Below are 22129 nucleotides of genomic sequence, written 5' to 3'. Positions count from 1 at the left end.
AGAACCTCACTCTGGATCCATTTTTCCGCACACCACGCGCGGAAAAGGCGTGATTATACAGAGAGTTAGCATCGCTGTCAAAGCCGATCGTCGATTGCCGCGCCGGCCCCTCGGCCGGATGGCCAAAATCGCGCTCGCGGCGCGCGCGACAGACCGGGATCCGGCGGATTCGACTTATAATCCGCCGCATCACCCAATTCCATGATCATGTCGTCGTCCACCGCCTCCCCCACCCTCAGCGCCGCCCACCTGCTCGCCCCGATCTCGAGCGATATGGAGCAGGTGAATCGCGTCATCCGGCAAAGCCTCGCGTCCGACGTGCTGCTGATCAACCAGATCGCCGAGTACATCATCGGTGCGGGCGGCAAGCGGCTGCGTCCGGCGCTGCTGCTGCTCGTCGCGGGCGCGCTCGGCGAGACGTCTCACCAGCGGCACGTGCTCGCGGCCGTCGTCGAGTTCATCCACACGGCCACGCTGCTGCATGATGACGTCGTCGACGAATCCGAGCTGCGGCGCGGCCGCCAGACGGCCAATGCGCTGTTCGGCAATGCCGCGAGCGTGCTGGTAGGCGACTACCTCTACTCGCGCTCGTTCGAGATGATGGTCGGCGTCGGCAAGATGCGCGTGATGGAGATTCTGTCGGAAGCGACGACGATCATCTCCGAAGGCGAAGTGCTGCAGTTGCTCAACATGCACGACGCGGACGTCGACGAGGCCCGCTACATGCAGGTGATCCGCTACAAGACGGCCAAGCTGTTCGAAGCGTCGGCCCGGCTGGGCGCGGTGCTCGCGGGCGCCGACGCGACGACCGAGGCGGCCGCCGCCGAATACGGGCGCCGCATCGGCACCGCGTTCCAGATCATGGACGACTGGCTCGACTACGCAGGCACCGCCGAGGCGATGGGCAAGAACGCCGGCGACGACCTGCGCGAAGGCAAGCCGACGCTGCCGCTCATCTATCTGATCGAGCGCGGCACGCCCGAACAGGCCGCGCTGGCGCGCGAGGCGATCGAACAGGGCGGCACCGACCGCTTCGAAACGATTTTCGACGCGATCACGCGTTCGGGCGCACTCGACCACACGCTCGAGTGCGCGCGGCAGGAAGCGCAGGCCGCGGCGGCCGCGATCGCCGCGTTCCCGGATTCCGTCTACAAGGAAAGCCTGATCGAGCTGTGCTCGTATTCGACGTCGCGGCAGTCCTGAGCGCACTCAGGACACACGACTCAAAAAATATTTTCATCAAAGTATTCCAATTTAGAAAAAGCGCTGTTATAGTTATGTTCTTGCTCGACGACGCAGCGGTCTTGAAGAAGACTGCGAAGTCGGAAGAGTCCAAATCGGGGTGTAGCTTAGCCTGGTAGAGCGCTACGTTCGGGACGTAGAGGCCGGAGGTTCGAATCCTCTCACCCCGACCAGATTTGTGAAAAACCGTGCACCGAGGTGCACGGTTTTTTTTTGCCCGCACGCCGCGCAACCCGTGCCGCCGGCACGACACGCCCCTGCCACCGGCCTCTGCTATAGTCCCTCCATCCCTGTCCTTCACTGCCCTTTCCGACGCGTGGACCAAATTCCCTTATGGGCGCAAATCGGCGCCGTCTTCCTGCTTCTCCTCTGCTCCAGTTTCTTTTCCATTTCCGAGACCGCGATGATGGCGCTCAACCGCCATCGGCTGAAGCACCTCGCCGGCCAGGGCGCACTCGGCGCGAAGACCACCCAGGGCCTGCTCACGCGCACCGACCAGCTGCTCAGCGTGATCCTGATCGGCAACAACCTGTTCAACACGATCATCCCGGTGCTCACGACGTCGATCGCGCTGCATACGTTCGGCCGCAACAACTTTGCGCTGTCGATCGCGACCGGCATCGTCGCGTTCCTGATCATCGTGTTCGCCGAAATCGCGCCGAAGATCGCCGGCGCGACGTTCCCGGAGCGCATCGCGCTGCCCGCGAGCCTCGTCATCGCACCGCTGATGCGCGTGCTGAAGCCGCTCGTCTGGTTCGTGAACAAACTCGCGCACGGCGTGCTGTGGGTGTTGCGCATCAACACGTCCAAGGGACGCGACCAGCGGCTGTCGGCCGACGAGCTGCGCACCATCGTGCTCGAGTCGAGCAGCTTCATGCCGACCAAGCACCGCAGCATCCTGCTGAACCTGTTCGATCTCGAGAACATCACGGTCGACGACGTGATGGTGCCGCGCCGCCAGATCGAATCGCTCAATTTCTACGCGCCGCTCGACGACATCCTGCATCAGCTCGAGACCTGCTATCACAACCGGCTCGTCGTCTACGAAGGCGACATCGACAAGGTGCTCGGCGTGCTGCACGTGCGCAAGACGCTGACCGCGCTGCACAACCAGGATTTCGACCGCGAGACGCTGCGTACGCTGCTCGCCGAGCCATACTACGTGCCGTCGGGCACGCCGGTGGTCCAGCAGCTCCAGTATTTCCAGGAAAGCCGCCAGCGCACCGCGCTTGTCGTCAACGAATACGGCGAGCTCGAAGGCCTCGTCACGCCCGAGGACATCATCGAGGAACTGATCGGCGAGTTCACGACCTCGATGCCGCGCAGCGAGCGCAAGGGCGGCTGGGACGAGAACGGCGAATGCATCGTCACGGCGAGCATGCCGCTGCGCGAGCTGAACCGCTGGCTGCACCTGAAGCTGCCGACCGACGGACCGAAGACGCTAAACGGGCTGATCCTCGAGGTCCTCGAGGACATTCCCGAGGACGACGTGTGCCTGAAGATCGGTGACGTGATGCTCGAAGTGATGCGCAGCGACGACCAGGCAGTCCGCACCGTCAAGCTCTTCAGGCCGCGCCCGGCGCGCGGCGCGCGCAGTCTCGCCAAGCGTTAGCCGGATAGCCGACTGCCGGCGCAGCCCCTGTCGCGCGACCATGCAATGGTCACGGTAACCAGGCGGCCGATGCGCCGGCATGCATGCTGCTCACCCCTTCCGGCGGGATACCCGCCGCTCCCGGCCCCGCGCCTTCATCCGACTCCCGCCCGCTCGACGCGGCCCAGCTCGACGACGCGCCAGCCGTGCGGCTGCTGACGGACACGCTGCACGCCGCGTGCGCCCGTGAAGCCTCCGACGTCCATGTCGAGCCGTTCGAAACGGGCTGGCGGATCCGCCTGCGCGTCGACGGCGTGCTGCACGAACACGCGCGGCCGCCGGTTCACCTGCGTGATGCGTTCGTCACGCGGATCAAGGTGCTCGCGCGCATGGACATCGCGGAACGCCGCATCCCGCAGGACGGCCGGCTGCGCCTCGCGCTCGCCGGCGGCCGGCGCGGCGACTACCGGGTCAGCTCGCTGCCCACGCTGTTCGGCGAAAAGCTCGTGCTGCGCCGGCTCGAAACGCTGCCGCCCGATCTCACGCTCGCGCGCCTGGGCTTCGACGCGCAGCAGGCGCGCGCGATGGAGGCGGCGATACGCGCGCCGCACGGCCTCGTGCTCGTCACCGGGCCGACGGGCAGCGGCAAGACGCTGTCCCTCTACTGCGCGCTGCAGATGCTCGATCGCGACGCACACAACGTCTGCACGGTCGAGGATCCTGCCGAGATCCAGCTCGACGGCATCAATCAGGTCGGCGTCGCGGAGAAGGCCGGGCTGACCTTCGCGACCGCGCTGCGCGCACTGCTGCGGCAGGACCCGGACGTCATCATGGTCGGCGAGATCCGCGACGCGGAGACGGCCGACGTCGCGATCAAGGCCGCGCAAACCGGGCACCTCGTGCTGTCGACGCTGCATACCAACGACGCGCCGGCCGCGATCACGCGGCTGCTCGACATAGGCGTCGCGCCATACAACCTGGCGGCTGCGCTGCGCCTCGTCACCGCGCAGCGGCTCGTGCGCCGTCTATGCGCGGCCTGCCGCTCGCCGTCCGACGCGCCGCCGCGCTTGCTGCGCGAAGCCGGCTGCGACCCGTCGGCGCTCGCGTCCGGGTGGCGGCCGTTCGTCGCGCGCGGATGTCCCGCCTGTCATGGCATCGGCTACCGCGGCCGCGTCGGCCTCCACCAGACGATGCCGGTATCGCCCGGGATTGCGGAACACATCGTCGCGCGCGCGAGCGTCGGCGCACTCGCCCGCCTTGCGGCGAGCGAAGGCGTATGCAACCTGCGCGATGCCGCGCTCGCGCGCGTGCGGGACGGCACGACGAGTCTCGCGGAAGCGCTCGCCGCCACACACGACGCATGAACGCGCAAACGCCGCCGCGAGAGACCCGCTTCGCGTGGCGCGGCCGCCGCCCCGACGGCGCACCGCGCCGCGGCACCGTGGTCGCGTTCGACCCCGCCGGCGCACGCGCGACGCTCGCGCGCGCCGGCATCGTCGTACTGTCGCTCGATCCGCGCGGCGCGGCCCGGCCGCCGACGGCACGCGCACGGGAGGTCACGCGCTTCACGCGCCAGCTCGCCAGCCTGCTGCAGGCAGGCCTGCCGCTCGCACCGGCGCTCGAGATGCTCGCGCGCACCCGCGGGCCCGACGGCATGCCGCGCGTCGCGGCCGGCCTCGCACGGGAAATCGTCGGCGGCCGGCGGTTTGCCGCCGCGCTCGGCCGCTACCCGTCGCAATTCGGCTCGCTGTATCGCCAGCTGATCGAGATCGGCGAGACGTCCGGCGCACTCGGCCCGGTGCTGGCGCGCGTCGCGGATCACCGCGAACGCGCGGACGCGCAGTGGCGCAAGCTGCGCGCCGCGCTCGCCTACCCGGTGGCGGTGATCCTGTTCGCGCTCGCGATCACGATCGCGCTGATGCTGTGGGTCGTGCCGACCTTCCGTCAGATCTTCGACGGTTTCGGCGCCGCGTTGCCGGCGCCGACACGCATGCTGCTCGCGCTCGCATCCGCGACTGCTGCATGGGGCGCGCCGCTGCTTGCCGGCTGCACGGTCGCCGGCCTGGCCGCGCGGCAAGCGATCCGGCGTTCGCCCGCGCTGCGCCTCTCGCTATCCCGGCACCTGCTGCGCGCGCCGCTCGTCGGCCCGATGCTGGGCCGCTTCGCGGCCGCACGATGGTGCCGGTCGCTGGCCACGCTGCTCGGTGCCGGCGTGCCGCTCGCGGACGCCTTCGCGACGCTCGAGCGCACCGCCGGCCATCCGGTATTCGAGCAGGCCACCGCGCGCATCGCGGCGCGCGTGCTGCACGGCGCACGGCTCGCCGACGCGATGCATGCGGCCGGCTGCTTTCCCGATGACGTCGTCCAGCCGATTGCCGTCGCCGAAGAAACCGGCGCGCTCGACACGATGCTCGCCGATATCGCCGCACTGTGCGAACGCCAGCTCGACGCGCATCTCGATACGCTCGCCGCGCTCGGCGAACCGCTGATCGTGATCGTGCTGGGCGCGCTGGTCGGCAGCCTCGTCGTCGCGATGTATCTGCCCATCCTTCAGCTCGGCAACGTGGTGTAGCATCGCTACCGAATCTGTCGCCGATTTGTCCGACCGCTCTGCCACATGACGCCTGAACCCTTGTACGCCGCCTCCGATTCGCCTGCGACCACGCTGTCCGCGCTGGCGCTGCTGCCGCCCGCCGCGCAGTACGCATTCGCCGTCGTGCTCGGCCTGTGCGTCGGCAGCTTCCTGAACGTAGTCATCCACCGGCTGCCCGTGATGATGAAACGCGCGTGGCAGACTGAGATCGCTGAGGCCACCGGCGCGACCGCGGAATCCGACGACGGCTATCCGCCGCGCTACGATCTGTGGCATCCGCGCAGCGCCTGTCCGCATTGCGGCCACGTACTGCGCGTGTGGGAGAACATCCCGCTCGTCAGCTACCTGCTGCAACGCGGGCGCTGCCGGCAGTGCAGCCACGCGATCGGCGCGCGCTACCCGCTGATCGAACTCGCGGGCGCGCTGCTCGCCGCCGGCTCGCTCGCGGCGTTCGGCCCCACGATGGCCGCGCTCGCCGCATTCGGCCTGTGCGCCGCGCTGCTCGCGATGAGCGCGATCGACATCCAGACCGGCTACCTGCCCGATTCGATGACGCTGCCGCTGCTCTGGGCCGGGCTCGCACTGAACCTCGGCGGCACGTTCGCGTCGCTGCGCGCGGCCGTCATCGGCGCGATGGCCGGCTACCTGTTCCTGTGGTCGATCTACTGGCTGTTCAGGTGGCTGCGCGGCATCGAGGGCATCGGCTTCGGCGACCTGAAGCTGCTCGCCGCGCTCGGCGCATGGATGGGCTGGGCCGCGTTGCCGCAGGTCGTGCTGTTCGCGGCGGTGACGGGCGCGATCGTCGGGCTCGTTGCGACGTGGCGCGGCCGCATGCGCTTCGAGGAGCCGATTCCGTTCGGCCCGTTTCTCGCGGCCGGCGGCGCCGCGACGCTGTTTTTTGGCACCCCTTTCTATTCGGCGCTAGGAGGCTGAAATGAAACGCCTCCCTCGATCACTTGGTTCGCTGTCCCCCAAGGAGGCGGTCAGCCTCCTCGGGGCGGCCCGGCGGAGACTGACATGTTTGCAGTAGGACTCACCGGCGGAATCGGCAGCGGCAAGACCACCGTCGCCGACCTGTTCGCGGCCCGCGGCGCGTCGATCGTCGACACCGACCTGATTGCCCATCGCATCACCGCGCCGGGCGGGCTCGCGATGCCCGCGATCGAGCAGGCGTTCGGCCCGGACTTCGTCGCGGCGGACGGCTCGCTCGACCGCGCGAAGATGCGCGCGCTGATCTTCAGCGACGACGCCGCGCGACGGCGCCTCGAGTCGATCACGCATCCGCTGATCCGGGCGGAGACCGACCGCGAAGGCCTGGACGCGCAGGGCGCGTATGTGATGTTCGCCGTGCCGCTGCTCGTCGAATCCGGCAACTGGAAGTCGCGCGTCGATCGCGTGCTTGTCGTCGATTGCAAGGTGGAGACCCAGATCGCGCGCGTGATGCGCCGCAACGGATTCACGCGCGAACAGGTCGAGGCGATCATTGCACGGCAGGCACCGCGCGACGCCCGTCTCGCGGCCGCCGACGACGTCATCGTCAACGATGCGACGACGCCCGATGCGCTCGCCGCGCAGGTCGATGCGCTGCACCAGCGCTACCTCGCCTGTGCGGCCGCCGCAAAGTAGGCACCGTGTGTGTGCGACGCGCCGCGATGGCGCACGAAATTGGCGCGTTGCTAGGGTAGAGAGTGAGCATTAGAATGTCCTGCATTGTTTTATTCCTTCCCTACGCGAGAGGCGAGCGCGCTTGATTCTTTACGAGTATCCGTTCAATGAGCGAATTCGCACGTTGTTGCGCCTCGAAGACCTGTTCGAGCGCTTCGCGTTTTTTGTGGCTCAGGAGGACGCGCGGGAACATCACGTCGCGCTGACGACGCTGTTCGAGATCGCCGAAGTCACGGGCCGCGCGGACCTGAAATCGGATCTGATGAAGGAACTCGAACGTCAGCGTCAGACGCTCGCGCCCTTTCGCGGCAATCCGGGTATCGAACAGAACGCGCTCGAAGCCGTGCTCGGCGAAATCGAGCAGACGCTCGCGAACCTTGCTCAGATGCAGGGCAAGACGGGCCAGCATCTGGTCGACAACGAGTGGCTCGCGAGCATCCGCAGCCGCGCGGTGATTCCCGGCGGAACCTGCAAATTCGATCTTCCGTCGTACTACGCGTGGCAGCAGTGGCCCGCCGAGCAGAGGCGCCAGGACATCGCCAAGTGGATCCTGCCGCTCCTGCCGCTGCGCGACGCGGTGGCGATCGTGCTGCGCCTCGCGCGCGAATCGGGCCAGGCATCGAAGGTGATGGCGATGCAGGGCAGCTATCAGCAGATGCTGTCCGGTCGCAGTTATCAACTGATGCAGGTGCGCGTGGCGCCGGAGCTGCGCGTGATTCCGGAAGCCAGCGCGAACAAGTACATGCTGTGGGTGCGGTTCACCACGCAGGACGGCGACGTGCGGCCGCGTGCCGTGGACATCGACGTGCCGTTCCACCTGACCCTGTGCAATCTGTAACGGCCGTGTGCCGGATCGACGCTTTCGTATGACTACTGTTGTGAAATGCCCGTCCTGCGGCGCCGACGTGCGCTGGACGCCTGAAAATCGCTTCCGTCCCTTCTGTTCCGCCCGCTGCAAGCAGCTCGATCTCGGCGCATGGGCCGCGGAAAAATATCGGATCGGTGGTTCGGACGATTCGCCGCTGTCCGAGGAAGAAGACGGCACGGACGAGCGCCGCCCGAGCTGAACCTTCGCACGGCGCCATGTGCCCCGCGCGCTGCGGCCCGCCTCCCGGCGAGCCGCCCGGCCTCAGCGTTGCGCTTCGTCCTTCGCGAGCAGTTCGAGCACCGGCAGCGCCGCGGGCAACAGCGGTGCGACGTCGACCGGCAGATGCTGCCAGACGAACGCCTGCCCTTCCTTGCTGTGCGGCTCGCCGGTCCAGCCCGTCACCTTGCAGAAATAGAGCCGCACGTACGCATGCGGGTAGTCGTGCTCGAGCGTATGCCAGCGGTGGCAAGCGGTGACGTCGATCCCGAGCTCCTCGTGCAGTTCGCGCGCGAGCGCGTCCTCGACGCTTTCCCCCGCCTCCAGCTTGCCGCCCGGAAACTCCCAGTAGCCTTCGTACGGCTTGCCCTGCAGGCGCTGCGCGAGCAGGTATCGACCGTCCGGCTGCACCATGATGCCGACCGCAACCTCGGTCACCTTCCGGCCATCGGGCGCGCGCACTGCGCCTTGTGCGAGATCCGCGCTCATGCCTGCTCCTTGCGACCCGACCAGTCGCGCGCGAACTGCCACGCGACGCGTCCCGAGCGCGAACCGCGCTCAAGCGCCCATACGAGCGCGTCGCCGCGCGCCTGCTCGATCTCGGCGTCGCCGCAGCCGAAGTGGCGCAGCCAGTGCGCGACGATGCCGAGGTAGTCGTCCTGCTTGAACGGATAGAAGCTGACCCACAGGCCGAAGCGCTCGGACAGCGAGATCTTCTCCTCGACGACTTCGCCGGGATGGATCTCGCCGTCGGGCAGGTGCTTGTACGTCTCGTTGTCGCTCATGTACTCGGGCAGCAGATGGCGGCGGTTCGACGTCGCGTAGATCAGCACGTTGTCCGACTGCGCGGCGATCGAGCCGTCGAGCGCAACCTTCAGCGCCTTGTAGCCCGACTCGCCGTCCTCGAACGACAGGTCGTCGCAGAACACGATGAAGCGCTCGGGACGCTGCGCGATCAGGTCGACGATGTCGCCGAGATCGTGCAGGTCGTCCTTGTCGACTTCGATCAGGCGCAGCCCGTCGTTCGCATGGGCGTTCAGGCACGCCTTGATCAGCGACGACTTGCCGGTGCCGCGCGCGCCGGTCAGCAGCACGTTGTTCGCCGGCTTCTTCTGCACGAATTGCCGCGTGTTCTGCTCGATCAGCCCTTTCTGGCGATCGATGTTGTGCAGGTCGGCGAGGGTGATCGACGACACCGCGGGCACCGGTTGCAGGTAGCCGCGCCCCTGGCGCTTGCGCCAGCGAAACGCGTGCGCGGCGTTCCAGTCGACCGCCGCCGGCGCGGGCGGCAGCATCGCCTCGAGCCGGCCGAGCAGCGTTTCCGCGCGCGCCAGGAACTGTTCGAGCTTGTCCATGATGTTGCTGCGCTCCCGATCAGGAGCGGTAGTCCGCGTTGATGCTCACGTAATCGTGCGACAGGTCGCACGTCCAGATCGTCGCCTGCGCGTCGCCACGCCCGAGCAGCACGCGGATCGTGATCTCGCTCTGCTTCATCACGCGCTGGCCGTCCTCTTCCTGGTACGCCGGATTGCGGCCGCCCGCCTTCGCCACCAGCACGTCGTCGAGATACAGGTCGATCTTGCCGACGTCGAGATCGGCGACGCCCGCATAGCCGATCGCCGCGAGAATGCGGCCGAGGTTCGGGTCCGATGCGTAGAACGCCGTCTTCACGAGCGGCGAATGGCCGATCGCATAGGCGATCTGACGGCATTCGGCGACGTTCCGGCCGCCTTCGACCTGCACCGTCATGAATTTCGTCGCGCCCTCACCGTCGCGCACGATCAGCTGCGACAGCACCTGCGCCACCTCGGTGACCGCGTCGCGCAGCGCCGCGTAGGCGGGCGAGTCGGTCGACGTGATCGCCGGCAGCGTGCTCTTGCCGGACGCGATCAGGATGAACGAGTCGTTCGTCGACGTGTCGCCGTCGATCGTGATGCAGTTGAACGAGCGGTCCGCGACCTCCTTCACGAGTGCGTCGAGCACCGGCTGCGCAACCGTCGCGTCGAACGCGAGGAAGCCGAGCATCGTCGCCATGTTCGGCTTGATCATGCCCGCGCCCTTGCTGATGCCCGACAGCGTGACCGTGTGACCGTCGATCGTCACTTGGCGCGACGTCGCCTTCGGCAGCGTGTCGGTGGTCATGATCGCTTGCGCGGCGTCGAACCAGTGCGCGGCCTGGCGGTTCGCGAGCGCGGCGGGCAGGCCGGCCTTCAGGCGGTCGATCGGCAGCGGCTCGAGGATCACGCCCGTCGAGAACGGCAGCACCTGGGCCGGCTCGATGCCTGCGAGGCGTGCGAGCTCCGCGCAGGTCTCGCGCGCGTGCGCGAGGCCCGGCTCGCCGGTGCCCGCGTTCGCGTTGCCGGTGTTGACGACGAGCGCGCGAATGCCCGCGCCGCCCGCGCGCACCTTCGCCAGATGTTCGCGGCAGACGATCACGGGTGCGGCGCAGAAGCGGTTCTCGGTGAACACGCCGGCGACCGTCGCGCCGTCGTCGACGGAAATGACCAGCACGTCCTTGCGGTTCGGCTTGCGAATGTTCGCCTCCGCCCAGCCCAGCGTGACGCCGGCGACGGGATGCAGTTGGGCGGGATCGATCGACGGGAAATTGACAGCCATGTGGAACACCTGCCGGAAGGGAAAATGCCGGCGCGCGCCGGCATCGATTGAACGAACCGGCGGCCGCACGCGCGGACCGCCGCAACTCTCACCACAAATCAACGCTGCAAACGACGCGGCGCGCTCATCGCGCGCCGCCTTCGATCACGACAGCTTGCCGTGACAATGCTTGTACTTCTTGCCGCTGCCGCACGGGCACGGATCGTTGCGGCCGACCTTCGGCAGCTCGCCGCCGGGGCCGCTATGGCTCATCGCGCTGCCGACCATCTCCTCGGCGGCCGTCGCGGCGGCCACTGCCGCACCGCCGGCCACCGGTGCGCCCGCCTCGGCGAACTCGGCATGCTGGTACTCGACGTTCTCGAGATGCCCAGTGCGCTCCTCGATCTGCTCGGCCGCTTCCTCGAGCTGTTCCGGCGACTGGATCTGCACGTTCATCACGATCCGCGTGACTTCCTGCTTGATCGCGTCGAGCATCGCGGCGAACAGCTCGAACGCCTCGCGCTTGTATTCCTGCTTCGGGTTCTTCTGCGCGTAGCCGCGCAGGTGGATACCCTGGCGCAGGTGGTCGAGCGCCGCGAGGTGCTCGCGCCACAGGCGGTCGACCGACTGCAGCATCACCGAGCGCTCGAACGCGCTGAACGATTCGCGGCCGACCAGCGCGACCTTCGACTCGTATTGCTCGTCGGCCGCGGTCGTCACCGCCTCGAGAATCTCGTCCGCCGAGATCGACGACGACTCGTTCACCATTTCCTGGATCGCGAGATCGAGCTGCCAGTCGTTGCGCAGTGCTTCCTCGAGCTCGGGGACGTCCCACTGCTCCTCGATGCTGCCGGCCGGTACGAACTGGCGGACGACGTCGCTGATCACGCCGTGACGCATCGCACCGATCGTCTCGGTGATGTCATGCGCTTCGAGCAGTTCGTTGCGCTGCTGGTAGATGACCTTGCGCTGGTCGTTCGACACGTCGTCGTATTCGAGCAGCTGCTTGCGGATGTCGAAGTTGCGCGCCTCGACCTTGCGCTGCGCGGATTCGATCGACCGCGTGACGATGCCGGCCTCGATCGCCTCGCCTTCCGGCATCTTCAGGCGGTCCATGATCGCGCGCACGCGGTCGCCGGCGAAGATGCGCAGCAGCGGATCGTCGAGCGACAGGTAGAAGCGCGACGAGCCCGGATCGCCCTGACGGCCCGCACGGCCGCGCAGCTGGTTGTCGATCCGGCGCGACTCGTGACGCTCGGTGCCGATGATGTGCAGGCCGCCCGCGGCCTTCACCTGCTCGTGCAGCGTTTCCCATTCGTCGTGCAGCTGCTGGATGCGGCGCGCCTTCTCGTCCGCCGGGATCGCCTCGTCGGCCTCGATGAACGCGGCCTGCTTCTCCGCGTTGCCGCCGAGCACGATGTCGGTGCCGCGGCCCGCCATATTGGTCGCGATCGTGATGCGCTGCGGGCGGCCCGCTTCCGCGACGATCGCCGCTTCGCGCGCGTGCTGCTTCGCGTTCAGCACCTCGTGCGGCAGCCCGGCCTGCTTCAGCAGGTGCGACAGCAGCTCGGAGTTCTCGATCGACGTCGTGCCGACCAGCACCGGCTGGCTGCGCTCGAAGCATTCGCGGATGTCGCGGATCACCGCGTCGTAGCGCTCCTTGGCCGTCTTGTAGATCTGATCCTGCTTGTCGATCCGCTTCGGCGGACGGTTGGTCGGGATCACGACCGTCTCGAGACCGTAGATCTCGTTGAATTCGTACGCTTCGGTGTCCGCGGTACCGGTCATGCCCGACAGCTTCGCGTACATGCGGAAATAGTTCTGGAACGTGATCGATGCGAGCGTCTGGTTCTCGCTCTGGATCTTCACGTGCTCCTTCGCCTCGACCGCCTGGTGCAGGCCGTCGGACCAGCGGCGGCCCGCCATCAGGCGGCCCGTGAATTCGTCGACGATGATCACTTCGCCGTTCTGCACGACGTAGTGCTGGTCCTTGTGGAACAGCGTGTGCGCGCGCAGCGCCGCATACACGTGGTGCATCAGCGTGATGTTCTGCGGCGCGTACAGGCTCTCGCCGTCGCCGATCAGGCCCCACTCTCCGAGCAGGCGCTCGGCCTTCTCGTGGCCCGATTCCGTCAGGAACACCTGGCGCCCCTTCTCGTCGAGCGTGTAGTCGCCCGGCTTCTCGACGCCGGTGCCGTCGGCCTTCTCCTCGCCGATCTGGCGCTCGAGCAGCGGCGGCAGCGCGTTCATCCGCACGTACAGCTCGGTGTGATCCTCGGCCTGGCCGGAGATGATCAGCGGCGTGCGCGCTTCGTCGATCAGGATCGAGTCGACTTCGTCGACCACCGCGAAGTTCAGCGCGCGCTGCACGCGCGCGTCGGTCTCGTAGACCATGTTGTCGCGCAGGTAGTCGAAGCCGAACTCGTTGTTCGTGCCGTACGTGATGTCGGACGCGTACGCCTGCTGCTTCTGCTCGTGCTCCATGCCGGACAGGTTGATGCCGACCGACAGCCCGAGGAAGTTGTAGAGGCGCGCCATCCACTCGGCGTCACGCTGCGCGAGGTAGTCGTTGACCGTCACGACGTGCACGCCGCGGCCCGACAGCGCGTTCAGGTACACCGGCAGCGTCGCCACGAGCGTCTTGCCCTCGCCGGTGCGCATTTCGGCGATCTTGCCGTAGTGGAGCACCATCCCGCCGATCAGCTGCACGTCGAAGTGGCGCATCTTCAGCACCCGGCGGCTCGCCTCGCGGCAGACCGCGAACGCCTCCGGCAGCAGCTTGTCGAGCGACTCGCCGGCCGCATGCCGCTGGCGGAATTCGTCCGTCTTGCCGCGCAACTGGTCGTCCGTCAGCTTCTCGATCTGCGTTTCGAGCGCATTGATCGCCGCGACGGTCTTTTGATATTGCTTGACGAGCCGCTGGTTGCGGCTGCCAAAAATTTTCTGGAGAAAACCGGTTGTCATCGGATCGGATCCTGCGTCGCAGCACCGGCGCCCGGCGCGTGTTGCGCGCCCCGACGCCCGAGCCTCGGCGGCTTAGCGTAATAGTGGATTCAAACAGGGAATTTTAGCACGCGGGGGCGCATGCGCCCGTGACTCGGCCGGACGGCAGGCTCGCCATGCAGACGGGCGACACCGCCGCAAATCCGGCCGCGCGCCGGCCGCCGCGGGTACAATCGGCGTCAACCACCGCGCGTTGCCGCCTCCCCGAAGAAAGCCTCGATGAACCGATTTTCCAAGCGTTTCCGCCCGCTCGGCCCATATCGCCCGCAACCCGTGTCCGAGGTGCTCGGCCGCACCGACGCGTTCGCGGCGCTGCGTGCCGGCGTCGAGCAGATCGCGTCGCTGCAGCGCGATCTCGCCGCGCTGCTGCCCGACTATCTCGCCAGCCACGTCGAGCCGGGATTCGTGAAGGATGGTGTCCTGACCCTGTTTGCCGCGCACAACGCGCTGGCCGCGCGGCTGCGGCAGGTCGAGCCGCGGCTGCTCGCGGATCTGCAAAAGCGCGGCTGGCCGGTGAGCACGCTGCGCGTGCGCGTGCGTCCGAAGGACGCGCCGGAGCCGCCGCACGTGAAGCAGGCGCGGATGACGTCCGTCGGCGCCGCAGCATTGCGCGAGCTGGCCGATCACCTCGAGCCGTCGCCGCTGCAGGCGGCGCTCGCCCGGATGGCGGCGCGGCATGGGGCGAAGACGCCGCGCTGACCACGCGCGCCGCTCGACCCGCATCAACGAAAAAAGCGGCCCGTGGGCCGCTTTTTCATCTGCGCACGGAGCGCGCCCGCTCAGGCGAACGCCGTCTGCGCATCGAACCCGAAGCCGCTCGGCGCGGACTGCGGATCGTCGAACGTCACGATCTCGTATGCGTCCTCGTGCGCGAGCAGCTCGCGCAGCAGCGCGTTGTTGAGCCCGTGCCCCGACTTGTACGCGGTGTAGGACGCCAGCAGCGGATGGCCGACCACGTACAGGTCGCCGATCGCGTCGAGCATCTTGTGCTTCACGAATTCGTCGTCGTAGCGCAGCCCGTCGTTGTTCAGGATGCGGTACTCGTCGAGCACGATCGCATTGTCCATGCTGCCGCCGCGCGCCAGGCCGATCTCGCGCAGCATCTCAGCCTCGTGCGCGAAACCGAACGTGCGCGCACGCGCGATGTCGCGCACGTACGACGTATTCGCGAAATCGACCTCGAGTTCCTGGCCCGTCTTGTCGACGGCCGGGTGGCGGAAATCGATCGAGAACTTCAGCTTGAAGCCGAAATACGGATCGAGACGCGCGAACTTGTCGCCGTCGCGGATTTCGACCGTCTTCTTGACCTTGATGAAACGCTTCGGCGCGTTCTGCTCCTCGATGCCGGCGGACTGGATCAGGAACACGAAGGTCGCCGCGCTGCCGTCCATGATCGGGATTTCCTCGGCCGTCACGTCGACGTACAGGTTGTCGATGCCGAGGCCCGCGCACGCGGACATCAGGTGCTCGACCGTCGACACGCGCACGCCATCCTTCTGCAGCACCGACGCGAGCCGCGTGTCGCCGATCGACATCGCCGACGCGGGAATGTCGACGGGCGTGGGCAGGTCGACGCGCGAGAAGACGATGCCCGTGCCCGGCGCAGCGGGACGGAGCGTCAGCTCGATCTTGCGGCCCGAGTGGACACCGATCCCCACGGTCTTGACGATGGATTTGATGGTGCGCTGCTTCAGCATGGTGTTCTTCGTCGTGATTGAAGATTTCAATCAGGCGTTATATTCGATAGATGACATTATAGCGTAATTCCCTATTCAGCGTCGTTTGAAACTGCGTATCAATCTGTTTCCGCTGTTTACCCCTGCCGATACGGGACGGGCCGATGCCCGGAACGGAGGCGTTCCCGGTCATCGGCCCGTGTTACAACCGCCCTGCGGCCGATACGCAATGTTGCCTGCAGGCAACGGCGCATCGCGCAATCAGGACTTCAACGTCGCCAGCACACTCGCCGCATCGCTCACTTCGAACTTGCCCGGCGCTTCGACGGCCAGCGTCTTGACCACACCGTCGTCGACCACCATCGCGTAGCGCAGGGAGCGAATCCCCATGCCGCGCGCGGACAAATCCTGCGTCAGCCCCAGCGCATGAGTGAAAGCCGCGCTGCCGTCCGCCATCATGCGCACCTTGCCCGCGGTGTGCAGATCACGTCCCCAAGCGCCCATCACGAATGCGTCGTTGACGGACACGCACCAGATCTCGTCGATGCCCGCCGCGCGCAACTGCTCGGCGTGCTCGACATAGCCCGGCACATGCTGCGCCGAGCAGGTCGGCGTGAAAGCGCCGGGCAATCCGAAGATCACCACCCGCTTGCCCGCCGTCTGCTCGCGCACGCTGCGGGCGTTCGGCCCCAGCGTACACCCGTCCCGCGCGTCGTCGATGAACTCGAACAGTTGCGCGTCGGGCAGCGCGTCGCCCACTTGAATCATGCCTGGTCCCTCATAGCGATACGGTTTTTCGCGTGACACGGACAGCACGGCCCATCCCGCCTCGCCGAAGCGAAGAGGGCACGTCTCCCGGCCCGGCGTCGCATTCGACGCGGCCTGTCGCGGTCCGTAGCATCCGTCACGCCGGCTTCACCGCGGCGGCACCGCCGCGGCTTCGCCCGTGTGCCTCAGTCAGCCTGCTTGCGCAGGAAAGCCGGGATGTCGTACGTATCGACTCCCTTCTCCTGCAGCGCCTGCACGTGCGATGCCGCGGTTTCGCGCGAATTGCGCCACACGGCCGGCGTGTCGAGCGCGCCGTAGTCGGCCGTGCTGACATGATGCGCCGGGGCGTAGCTGTTGTGCGACACCGCGTTGACCGGCTGGTTGTCCGTGCCGGTGCGCAACAGCGTCATCGGCGCCGACTGCTGCTTCTTCGCCGCGCGGCCGAGGCCCGTCGCGACGACCGTCACGCGCAGCGCATCGCCCATCGCGTCGTCGTACACCGCACCGAAGATCACCGTCGCATCTTCCGCCGCGTAGCTCTTGATCGTGTTCATCACTTCGCGCGTTTCCGACAGGCGCAGCGAACGGCTCGACGTGATGTTGACCAGCACGCCGCGCGCGCCCGACAGGTCGACGCCTTCCAGCAGCGGGCTCGCCACGGCCTGTTCCGCCGCGAGGCGCGCGCGATCGACGCCGGCGACCGTCGCCGTGCCCATCATCGCCTTGCCCTGCTCGCCCATCACCGTCTTCACGTCTTCGAAGTCGACGTTCACCAGGCCATCGACGTTGATGATTTCCGCGATGCCTGCAACCGCGTTGTTCAACACGTCGTCCGCGCACTGGAAGCACTTGTCCATCTCGGCGTCGTCGCCCATCACGTCGAACAGCTTGTCGTTCAGCACGACGATCAGTGAGTCGACGTGATCCTCCAGCTGCTGCGAGCCCGCTTCCGCGACGCGCATCCGCTTGCCGCCTTCGAACTCGAACGGCTTGCTGACGACGCCGACCGTCAGGATGCCCATCTCCTTCGCGATCTGCGCGACGACCGGCGCCGCGCCCGTGCCGGTGCCGCCGCCCATGCCGGCGGTGATGAACACCATGTGCGCGCCGCGCAGGCCGTCGGCGATGCGCTCACGCGCCTCTTCGGCTGCCGCACGGCCCATTTCCGGCTTCGCGCCGGCGCCGAGGCCGGTGTTGCCAAGCTGGATCACGGACGGCGCGCGCGAACGCGACAGCGCCTGCGCGTCGGTGTTCATCACGATGAAGTCGACGCCCTGCACACCGCGGTTGATCATGTGCTGCACGGCATTGCCGCCAGCGCCGCCAACGCCCACCACCTTGATGATGGTGCCGTTGGTTTCGGTTTCCAGCATTTCAAAATCCATTGTTGCCTCCGTCAAGAAAGTTACTGCTGCTCGGCCGTTATTCGGCAGGAGATCGGGCAACCCCCTGTCGCGCGCCGGCCGCCGGCACCGGCGCGAATTTCGATTCGGTTCGTCAGAAGTTGCTCAGGAACCATTCCTTCATCCGCGAGAAGATCTGCCCCGCGTTGCCGGACTGCACCGCGACCTTGCGGCCGCGCATGCGCTGAGCGCTGCCTTCCACGAGGAGGCCCATCGCCGTCGAATAGCGCGGATTGCGCACGACGTCGGCCAGGCCGCCCGCGTATTCCGGCGCGCCGATGCGCACCGGTTTCAGGAAAATGTCTTCGCCGAGTTCGACCATCCCCGGCATCATCGCCGCGCCGCCGGTAATGACCACGCCGGAGCTCAGCAGTTCTTCGTAACCCGACTCGCGCACGACCTGCTGCACGAGCGAGAACAGCTCCTCGACGCGCGGCTCGATCACCGCGGCGAGCGCCTGGCGCGACAGCGTGCGCGGGCCGCGTTCGCCGAGGCCCGGCACTTCGACCATCTCGTCCGGATCGGCGAGCGCCTGCTTCGCGATCCCGTAGCTGACCTTGATGTCTTCCGCGTCCGGCGTCGGCGTGCGCAGCGCCATCGCGATGTCGCTCGTGATCTGGTCGCCGGCGATCGGAATCACCGCGGTGTGGCGGATCGCGCCTTCCGCGAAGATCGCGATGTCGGTCGTGCCGCCGCCGACATCGACGAGCACCACGCCGAGATCCTTCTCGTCCTCGGTCAGCACCGCGAGCGACGACGCGAGCGGCTGCAGGATCAGGTCGTTCACTTCCAGCCCACAGCGGCGCACGCACTTGACGATGTTCTGCGCGGCGCTCACCGCGCCCGTCACGATGTGCACCTTCACCTCGAGGCGGATGCCGCTCATGCCGATCGGCTCGCGCACGTCTTCCTGCCCGTCGATGATGAATTCCTGCGTGAGGATGTGCAGCACCTGCTGGTCGGTCGGGATGTTGATCGCCTTCGCGGTCTCGATCACGCGCGCGACGTCCGTCTGCGTGACTTCCTTGTCCTTGATCGCGACCATCCCGCTCGAATTGAAGCTGCGGATGTGGCTGCCGGCGATCCCCGTGAACACGTTGGTGATCTTGCAGTCGGCCATCAGCTCCGCTTCCTCGAGCGCGCGCTGAATCGACTGCACGGTGGCCTCGATGTTCACCACCACGCCCTTCTTCAGACCTTTCGATTCGCTCTGGCCGAGACCGATCACCTCGTAGTGACCTTCGCCCTTCAGCTCCGCGACGACGGCCACCACCTTCGACGTACCGATGTCGAGGGAAACCAGCAGATCCTTGTAGTCTTTGCTCATAGAGTGCTCTTGCGTGTGATCTCTCGTTACTTCTTGCGCTTGTCGGTATCGGTCAGGAACCGCATGCCCGCCGCGCGAATCGCGAATCCGTTCGGATAGCGCAGGTCCGCGTACTCGATGTCGTTGCCCCAGCGTTGCGTGACGGCCGGCCACGCGGCGACGAGACGCTGGCTCCGGTCGTGCAGGGTGTCGCCGTTGCGCTCCTTGCCCAGCTCCACCTGCATCCCGTTCGACAGCTTCACCGTCCACGCGTAGCGCGCCGACAGCGTGACTTCTTCCGGCGTCGCGTTGAGCGGCGCGAACCACTTCGCGAAGTCGTGATACCGCACGACGACTTCCTTCGCGCTGCCTTCCGGCCCGTCGAACGCGGGCAGCGCCTCGTCGAGTTCGCCCTGGTTCGCGGTGAACAGCTCGCCGTCGACGCTCACCAGCTGGTCGCTGCCCCAGGTCCCGAGCGGTTTGTACTCCTCGAGCGTGACAGCCAGCGCATTCGGCCACACCCGGCGCACGCTCGCGTGGCGCACCCACGGCATCTGCTCGAACGCGACCCGCGCCGTATCGAGATCGACGGTGAAGAAATTGCCCTTCAGCCGCCCGACCACGCCCGCGCGCACGATGGGCGCGTTGATGTGGTCGGTGTCGCCGTCGATCTGGATCGCGCGCAGCGCGAACGCCGGACGCTGGATCAGCCAGTAGCAGCCGGCCGCCGCCAACACGAGCAGCAGCAGCGCGTACAGCGCGCTGGCGGCAAGGTTGAGTTGGCGAACGTTGTTCCACATGACGTCTTTCCGTTCCTGCTTCAGTCGTTGAGCGTAAGCGACAGCACCTTCACCACCAGCTCCGAATAGCCGATGCCGACCGCGCGCGCCGCCTTCGGCGGCAGCGAGTGGTCGGTCATGCCCGGCGCGGTGTTCACTTCCAGGAAGTACGCGTTGCCGTCGGCGTCGAGCATGAAGTCCGCGCGGCCCCAGTCGGTGCAGCCCAGCACGTCGAACGCGCGGCGCGCGACGCGCTTCAGCTCCGCTTCCTTGTCGGTGGGCAGCCCGCACGGAATCAGGTATTGCGTGTCGTCGGCGATGTACTTCGCGTGATAGTCGTAGAACTCGCCGGCCGGCACGATCTTGATCACCGGCAGGTCGAGATCGCCGGCGATGCACGCGGTGTATTCGCCGCCGCCCTCGATGCTCTTCTCGACGATCACGATCGGGTCGTGCTTCGCGGCCTCGTCGAGCGCAGCCGGCAACGCGTCGGCCGTCTTCACCTTCAGCACCGCGACGCTCGAGCCTTCGCTCGCCGGCTTCACGAACAGCGGCAGGCCGAGCTTCGCGACGATCTCCGTCGCGCGCGCCGCGAGGTCGTCGCCGCGCAGCACCGTCTCGAACGGCGGCGTCGGCACGCCCGTCTGCTGCCACACCAGCTTCGTGCGGAACTTGTCGAGGCCGAGCGCCGAGCCGAGCACGCCGCTGCCCGTGTAGCGGATCCCGTAGAAGTCGAGCGCGCCCTGGATCTGGCCGTTCTCGCCATAGCCGCCGTGCAGCGCGTTGAACGCACGCACGAACCCTTCGTCCTTCAGCGCCGCCAGCGGGCGCTCGGCCGGGTCGAACGGATGCGCGTCGATGCCCGCGTCGCGCAGGCCCTGCAGCACAAGCCGGCCCGAGTTGAGCGACACCTCGCGCTCCGCGGACACGCCGCCGAGCAACACCGCCACCTTGCCGAAACGTTTCGGATCAATCCCGCTCATGTCATGCCTTCTGTTGAGTGTGTTGCACGAGCTTCGCCGGCACGCCGCCGATCGAGCCCGCGCCCATCGTGATCACCACGTCGCCGTTCTGCGCGACCTTCGTCAATGCGCCCGGCACGTCGTCGACCGTCGCAACGAACACCGGTTCCACGTTCCCCGCCGCGCGCAGCGCGCGCGACAGTGCGTCGCCGTTGGCGGTCGTGATCGCTGCCTCGCCGGCCGCGTAGACTTCCGTCAGTACCAGCGCATCGACCGTCGACAGCACGTTGACGAAATCGTCGAAGCAGTCGCGCGTGCGCGTATAGCGGTGCGGCTGGAACGCGAGCACCAGGCGGCGGCCCGGGAACGCGCCGCGCGCGGCCGCGATCGTCGCCGCCATTTCGACCGGGTGATGGCCGTAGTCGTCGACCAGCGTGTAGCTGCCGCCGTCCGTCGTCGGCACCTCGCCGTAGCGCTGGAATCGCCGGCCGACGCCGTTGAATTCCGCGAGCGCCTGCTGGATCGCGTCGTCCGACACGCCGAGATCCGTCGCGATCGCGATCGCCGCGAGCGCGTTCTGCACGTTGTGCAGGCCCGGCAGGTTCAGCACGACCGGCAGCGGCTCGCGCCCTTCGCGGATCACCGTGAAGTGCATCCTGCCGTCGCGCGCGTCGATGTCTTCCGCGCGCACCTGCGCGTCCGGCGACAGCCCGTAGCGCACCACCGGCTTCGAGATGAACGGGATGATCTGGCGCACGTTCGGGTCGTCGACGCACACGACCGCGCTGCCGTAGAACGGCAGGCGCTGCGTGAATTCGATGAACGCCTGCTTGAGCCGCGCGAAATCGTGGCCGTAGGTGTCCATGTGGTCGGCATCGATGTTCGTGATGACTTCGATGACCGGGTACAGGTTCAGGAACGACGCGTCCGACTCGTCGGCCTCGGCGACGATGAAGTCGCCCGTGCCGAGCCGCGCGTTCGCGCCGGCGCTGATCAGGCGTCCGCCGATCACGAAGGTCGGATCGAGGCCGCCTGCCGCGAGCACGCTCGCGACGAGGCTCGTCGTCGTAGTCTTGCCGTGCGTGCCCGCGATCGCGATGCCCTGCTTCAGGCGCATCAGCTCGGCGAGCATCACCGCGCGCTGCACGATCGGCACGCGCTTGTGGCGCGCGGCCAGCACTTCCGGGTTGTCCGAGCGCACGGCGGTCGACACGACGACCGCGTTCGCGCCCTCGATGTTCGCCGCGTCGTGGCCGATCGCGATCCGCGCGCCGAGCGCCTCGAGACGGTCGGTCACCGCGTTGCGCGACAGGTCCGAGCCGCTGACCTGGTAGCCGAGATTGACGAGCACTTCCGCGATGCCGCTCATGCCGGCGCCGCCGATCCCGACGAAATGAATGTGTTTGACGATGTGTTTCATGTCAGCCTCCGCCGGGCCGCCCCAAGGAGGCTGACCGCCCCC

At 67.4% G+C, this 22129-nt stretch carries 20 protein-coding genes and 1 tRNA gene; 10 read left to right on the top strand and 11 right to left on the bottom strand.

Annotated elements, in window-relative coordinates:
* The first annotated feature begins 207 nt into the window (after positions 1-207).
* The 9 genes from B7P44_RS02930 (at position 208) to B7P44_RS02890 (ending at position 8158) form a co-directional block, all read left to right on the top strand.
* Positions 208-1203 carry a polyprenyl synthetase family protein gene (locus tag B7P44_RS02930; protein ID WP_084900479.1) on the top strand — a complete coding sequence of 332 codons (996 nt, stop codon included), beginning with the start codon at positions 208-210 and terminating at the stop codon, positions 1201-1203.
* A 135-nt stretch (positions 1204-1338) separates the two neighbouring features.
* Positions 1339-1415 (top strand) — tRNA-Pro (locus B7P44_RS02925).
* A 143-nt stretch (positions 1416-1558) separates the two neighbouring features.
* Positions 1559-2854, top strand: coding sequence for an HlyC/CorC family transporter (locus B7P44_RS02920; RefSeq protein ID WP_084900476.1), 1296 nt, complete (start codon positions 1559-1561; stop codon positions 2852-2854).
* Between the two features lie 83 nt (positions 2855-2937).
* Positions 2938-4197 carry a GspE/PulE family protein gene (locus B7P44_RS02915; RefSeq protein WP_084900473.1) on the top strand — a complete coding sequence of 420 codons (1260 nt, stop codon included), beginning with the start codon at positions 2938-2940 and terminating at the stop codon, positions 4195-4197.
* Complete coding sequence (locus B7P44_RS02910) at positions 4194-5405, top strand: type II secretion system F family protein (protein WP_084900472.1); 1212 nt, start codon at positions 4194-4196, stop codon at positions 5403-5405. Before B7P44_RS02915 ends, B7P44_RS02910 begins: the two co-directional genes overlap by 4 nt.
* Before the next feature lie 45 nt (positions 5406-5450).
* Complete coding sequence (locus tag B7P44_RS02905; RefSeq protein WP_084900471.1) at positions 5451-6359, top strand: prepilin peptidase; 909 nt, start codon at positions 5451-5453, stop codon at positions 6357-6359.
* An 84-nt stretch (positions 6360-6443) separates the two neighbouring features.
* Positions 6444-7052, top strand: coding sequence for a dephospho-CoA kinase (gene coaE / locus B7P44_RS02900; RefSeq protein WP_084900470.1), 609 nt, complete (start codon positions 6444-6446; stop codon positions 7050-7052).
* Between the two features lie 121 nt (positions 7053-7173).
* On the top strand, positions 7174-7929 hold the full coding sequence (gene zapD / locus B7P44_RS02895; protein ID WP_084900467.1) for a cell division protein ZapD: 756 nt from the start codon (positions 7174-7176) through the stop codon (positions 7927-7929).
* Between the two features lie 28 nt (positions 7930-7957).
* A complete protein-coding gene (locus tag B7P44_RS02890; RefSeq protein WP_084900465.1) occupies positions 7958-8158 on the top strand; it encodes a DNA gyrase inhibitor YacG in 201 nt (66 codons plus the stop codon).
* 62 nt (positions 8159-8220) lie between these two features.
* Here B7P44_RS02890 and B7P44_RS02885 read toward each other — a convergent pair whose 3' ends face one another.
* The 4 genes from B7P44_RS02885 to secA form a co-directional block, all read right to left on the bottom strand.
* The gene (locus B7P44_RS02885; protein ID WP_084900462.1) at positions 8221-8664 is read right to left on the bottom strand and encodes an NUDIX domain-containing protein; all 444 of its coding nucleotides are present in this window, start codon (positions 8662-8664) and stop codon (positions 8221-8223) included.
* The gene (locus B7P44_RS02880; RefSeq protein ID WP_084900459.1) at positions 8661-9530 is read right to left on the bottom strand and encodes an ATP-binding protein; all 870 of its coding nucleotides are present in this window, start codon (positions 9528-9530) and stop codon (positions 8661-8663) included. Before B7P44_RS02880 ends, B7P44_RS02885 begins: the two co-directional genes overlap by 4 nt.
* A gap of 19 nt (positions 9531-9549) precedes the next feature.
* On the bottom strand, positions 9550-10791 hold the full coding sequence (gene argJ / locus B7P44_RS02875) for a bifunctional glutamate N-acetyltransferase/amino-acid acetyltransferase ArgJ (RefSeq protein WP_084900456.1): 1242 nt from the start codon (positions 10789-10791) through the stop codon (positions 9550-9552).
* A 144-nt stretch (positions 10792-10935) separates the two neighbouring features.
* Positions 10936-13734, bottom strand: a complete 2799-nt coding sequence (gene secA, locus B7P44_RS02870) for a preprotein translocase subunit SecA (protein ID WP_084900454.1) — start codon at positions 13732-13734, stop codon at positions 10936-10938.
* A 258-nt stretch (positions 13735-13992) separates the two neighbouring features.
* Here secA and B7P44_RS02865 point away from each other — a divergent pair, with 258 nt between their 5' ends.
* Entirely contained in the window at positions 13993-14472 is a 480-nt protein-coding gene (locus tag B7P44_RS02865; protein ID WP_084900451.1) for a DciA family protein, read from the top strand.
* Positions 14473-14552: 80 nt separating this feature from the next.
* On the opposite strand, the gene lpxC is transcribed toward B7P44_RS02865, so the two are convergent.
* From lpxC to murC, 7 genes are all read right to left on the bottom strand, one after another.
* The gene (lpxC, locus tag B7P44_RS02860; protein ID WP_084900448.1) at positions 14553-15470 is read right to left on the bottom strand and encodes a UDP-3-O-acyl-N-acetylglucosamine deacetylase; all 918 of its coding nucleotides are present in this window, start codon (positions 15468-15470) and stop codon (positions 14553-14555) included.
* 240 nt (positions 15471-15710) lie between these two features.
* Positions 15711-16217: a peroxiredoxin gene (locus B7P44_RS02855; protein ID WP_084900445.1), complete on the bottom strand. Its 507-nt coding sequence runs from the start codon at positions 16215-16217 to the stop codon at positions 15711-15713.
* Between the two features lie 185 nt (positions 16218-16402).
* Positions 16403-17602: a cell division protein FtsZ gene (ftsZ, locus tag B7P44_RS02850; RefSeq protein WP_084900441.1), complete on the bottom strand. Its 1200-nt coding sequence runs from the start codon at positions 17600-17602 to the stop codon at positions 16403-16405.
* Between the two features lie 112 nt (positions 17603-17714).
* Entirely contained in the window at positions 17715-18947 is a 1233-nt protein-coding gene (gene ftsA / locus B7P44_RS02840; protein WP_010091242.1) for a cell division protein FtsA, read from the bottom strand.
* A 26-nt stretch (positions 18948-18973) separates the two neighbouring features.
* The gene (locus tag B7P44_RS02835) at positions 18974-19726 is read right to left on the bottom strand and encodes a cell division protein FtsQ/DivIB (protein ID WP_084900438.1); all 753 of its coding nucleotides are present in this window, start codon (positions 19724-19726) and stop codon (positions 18974-18976) included.
* A 20-nt stretch (positions 19727-19746) separates the two neighbouring features.
* Positions 19747-20688, bottom strand: coding sequence for a D-alanine--D-alanine ligase (locus B7P44_RS02830; RefSeq protein ID WP_084900435.1), 942 nt, complete (start codon positions 20686-20688; stop codon positions 19747-19749).
* 1 nt (position 20689) lies between these two features.
* On the bottom strand, positions 20690-22087 hold the full coding sequence (gene murC, locus B7P44_RS02825; RefSeq protein ID WP_084900433.1) for a UDP-N-acetylmuramate--L-alanine ligase: 1398 nt from the start codon (positions 22085-22087) through the stop codon (positions 20690-20692).
* Between the last annotated feature and the right edge of the window lie 42 nt (positions 22088-22129).

It is taken from the genome of Burkholderia ubonensis subsp. mesacidophila, assembly GCF_002097715.1.
GTDB classification, from domain to species: Bacteria; Pseudomonadota; Gammaproteobacteria; order Burkholderiales; family Burkholderiaceae; genus Burkholderia; species Burkholderia mesacidophila.
The sequence above is the reverse complement of the archived record's forward strand: the minus strand, read 5'-3'. Positions and strand labels throughout refer to the sequence as shown.

Coding starts and splice junctions, on each gene's coding strand:
- B7P44_RS02930 (WP_084900479.1), top strand. CDS start 208: ATGTCGTCGTCCACCGCCTCCCCCACCCTCAGCGCCGCCCACCTGCTC.
- coaE (WP_084900470.1), top strand. CDS start 6,444: ATGTTTGCAGTAGGACTCACCGGCGGAATCGGCAGCGGCAAGACCACC.
- murC (WP_084900433.1), bottom strand. CDS start 22,087: ATGAAACACATCGTCAAACACATTCATTTCGTCGGGATCGGCGGCGCC.
- ftsZ (WP_084900441.1), bottom strand. CDS start 17,602: ATGGATTTTGAAATGCTGGAAACCGAAACCAACGGCACCATCATCAAG.
- B7P44_RS02865 (WP_084900451.1), top strand. CDS start 13,993: ATGAACCGATTTTCCAAGCGTTTCCGCCCGCTCGGCCCATATCGCCCG.
- B7P44_RS02835 (WP_084900438.1), bottom strand. CDS start 19,726: ATGTGGAACAACGTTCGCCAACTCAACCTTGCCGCCAGCGCGCTGTAC.
- B7P44_RS02915 (WP_084900473.1), top strand. CDS start 2,938: ATGCTGCTCACCCCTTCCGGCGGGATACCCGCCGCTCCCGGCCCCGCG.
- B7P44_RS02905 (WP_084900471.1), top strand. CDS start 5,451: ATGACGCCTGAACCCTTGTACGCCGCCTCCGATTCGCCTGCGACCACG.
- argJ (WP_084900456.1), bottom strand. CDS start 10,791: ATGGCTGTCAATTTCCCGTCGATCGATCCCGCCCAACTGCATCCCGTC.
- B7P44_RS02880 (WP_084900459.1), bottom strand. CDS start 9,530: ATGGACAAGCTCGAACAGTTCCTGGCGCGCGCGGAAACGCTGCTCGGC.
- B7P44_RS02830 (WP_084900435.1), bottom strand. CDS start 20,688: ATGAGCGGGATTGATCCGAAACGTTTCGGCAAGGTGGCGGTGTTGCTC.
- B7P44_RS02910 (WP_084900472.1), top strand. CDS start 4,194: ATGAACGCGCAAACGCCGCCGCGAGAGACCCGCTTCGCGTGGCGCGGC.
- B7P44_RS02890 (WP_084900465.1), top strand. CDS start 7,958: ATGACTACTGTTGTGAAATGCCCGTCCTGCGGCGCCGACGTGCGCTGG.
- lpxC (WP_084900448.1), bottom strand. CDS start 15,470: ATGCTGAAGCAGCGCACCATCAAATCCATCGTCAAGACCGTGGGGATC.
- ftsA (WP_010091242.1), bottom strand. CDS start 18,947: ATGAGCAAAGACTACAAGGATCTGCTGGTTTCCCTCGACATCGGTACG.
- B7P44_RS02885 (WP_084900462.1), bottom strand. CDS start 8,664: ATGAGCGCGGATCTCGCACAAGGCGCAGTGCGCGCGCCCGATGGCCGG.
- B7P44_RS02855 (WP_084900445.1), bottom strand. CDS start 16,217: ATGATTCAAGTGGGCGACGCGCTGCCCGACGCGCAACTGTTCGAGTTC.
- secA (WP_084900454.1), bottom strand. CDS start 13,734: ATGACAACCGGTTTTCTCCAGAAAATTTTTGGCAGCCGCAACCAGCGG.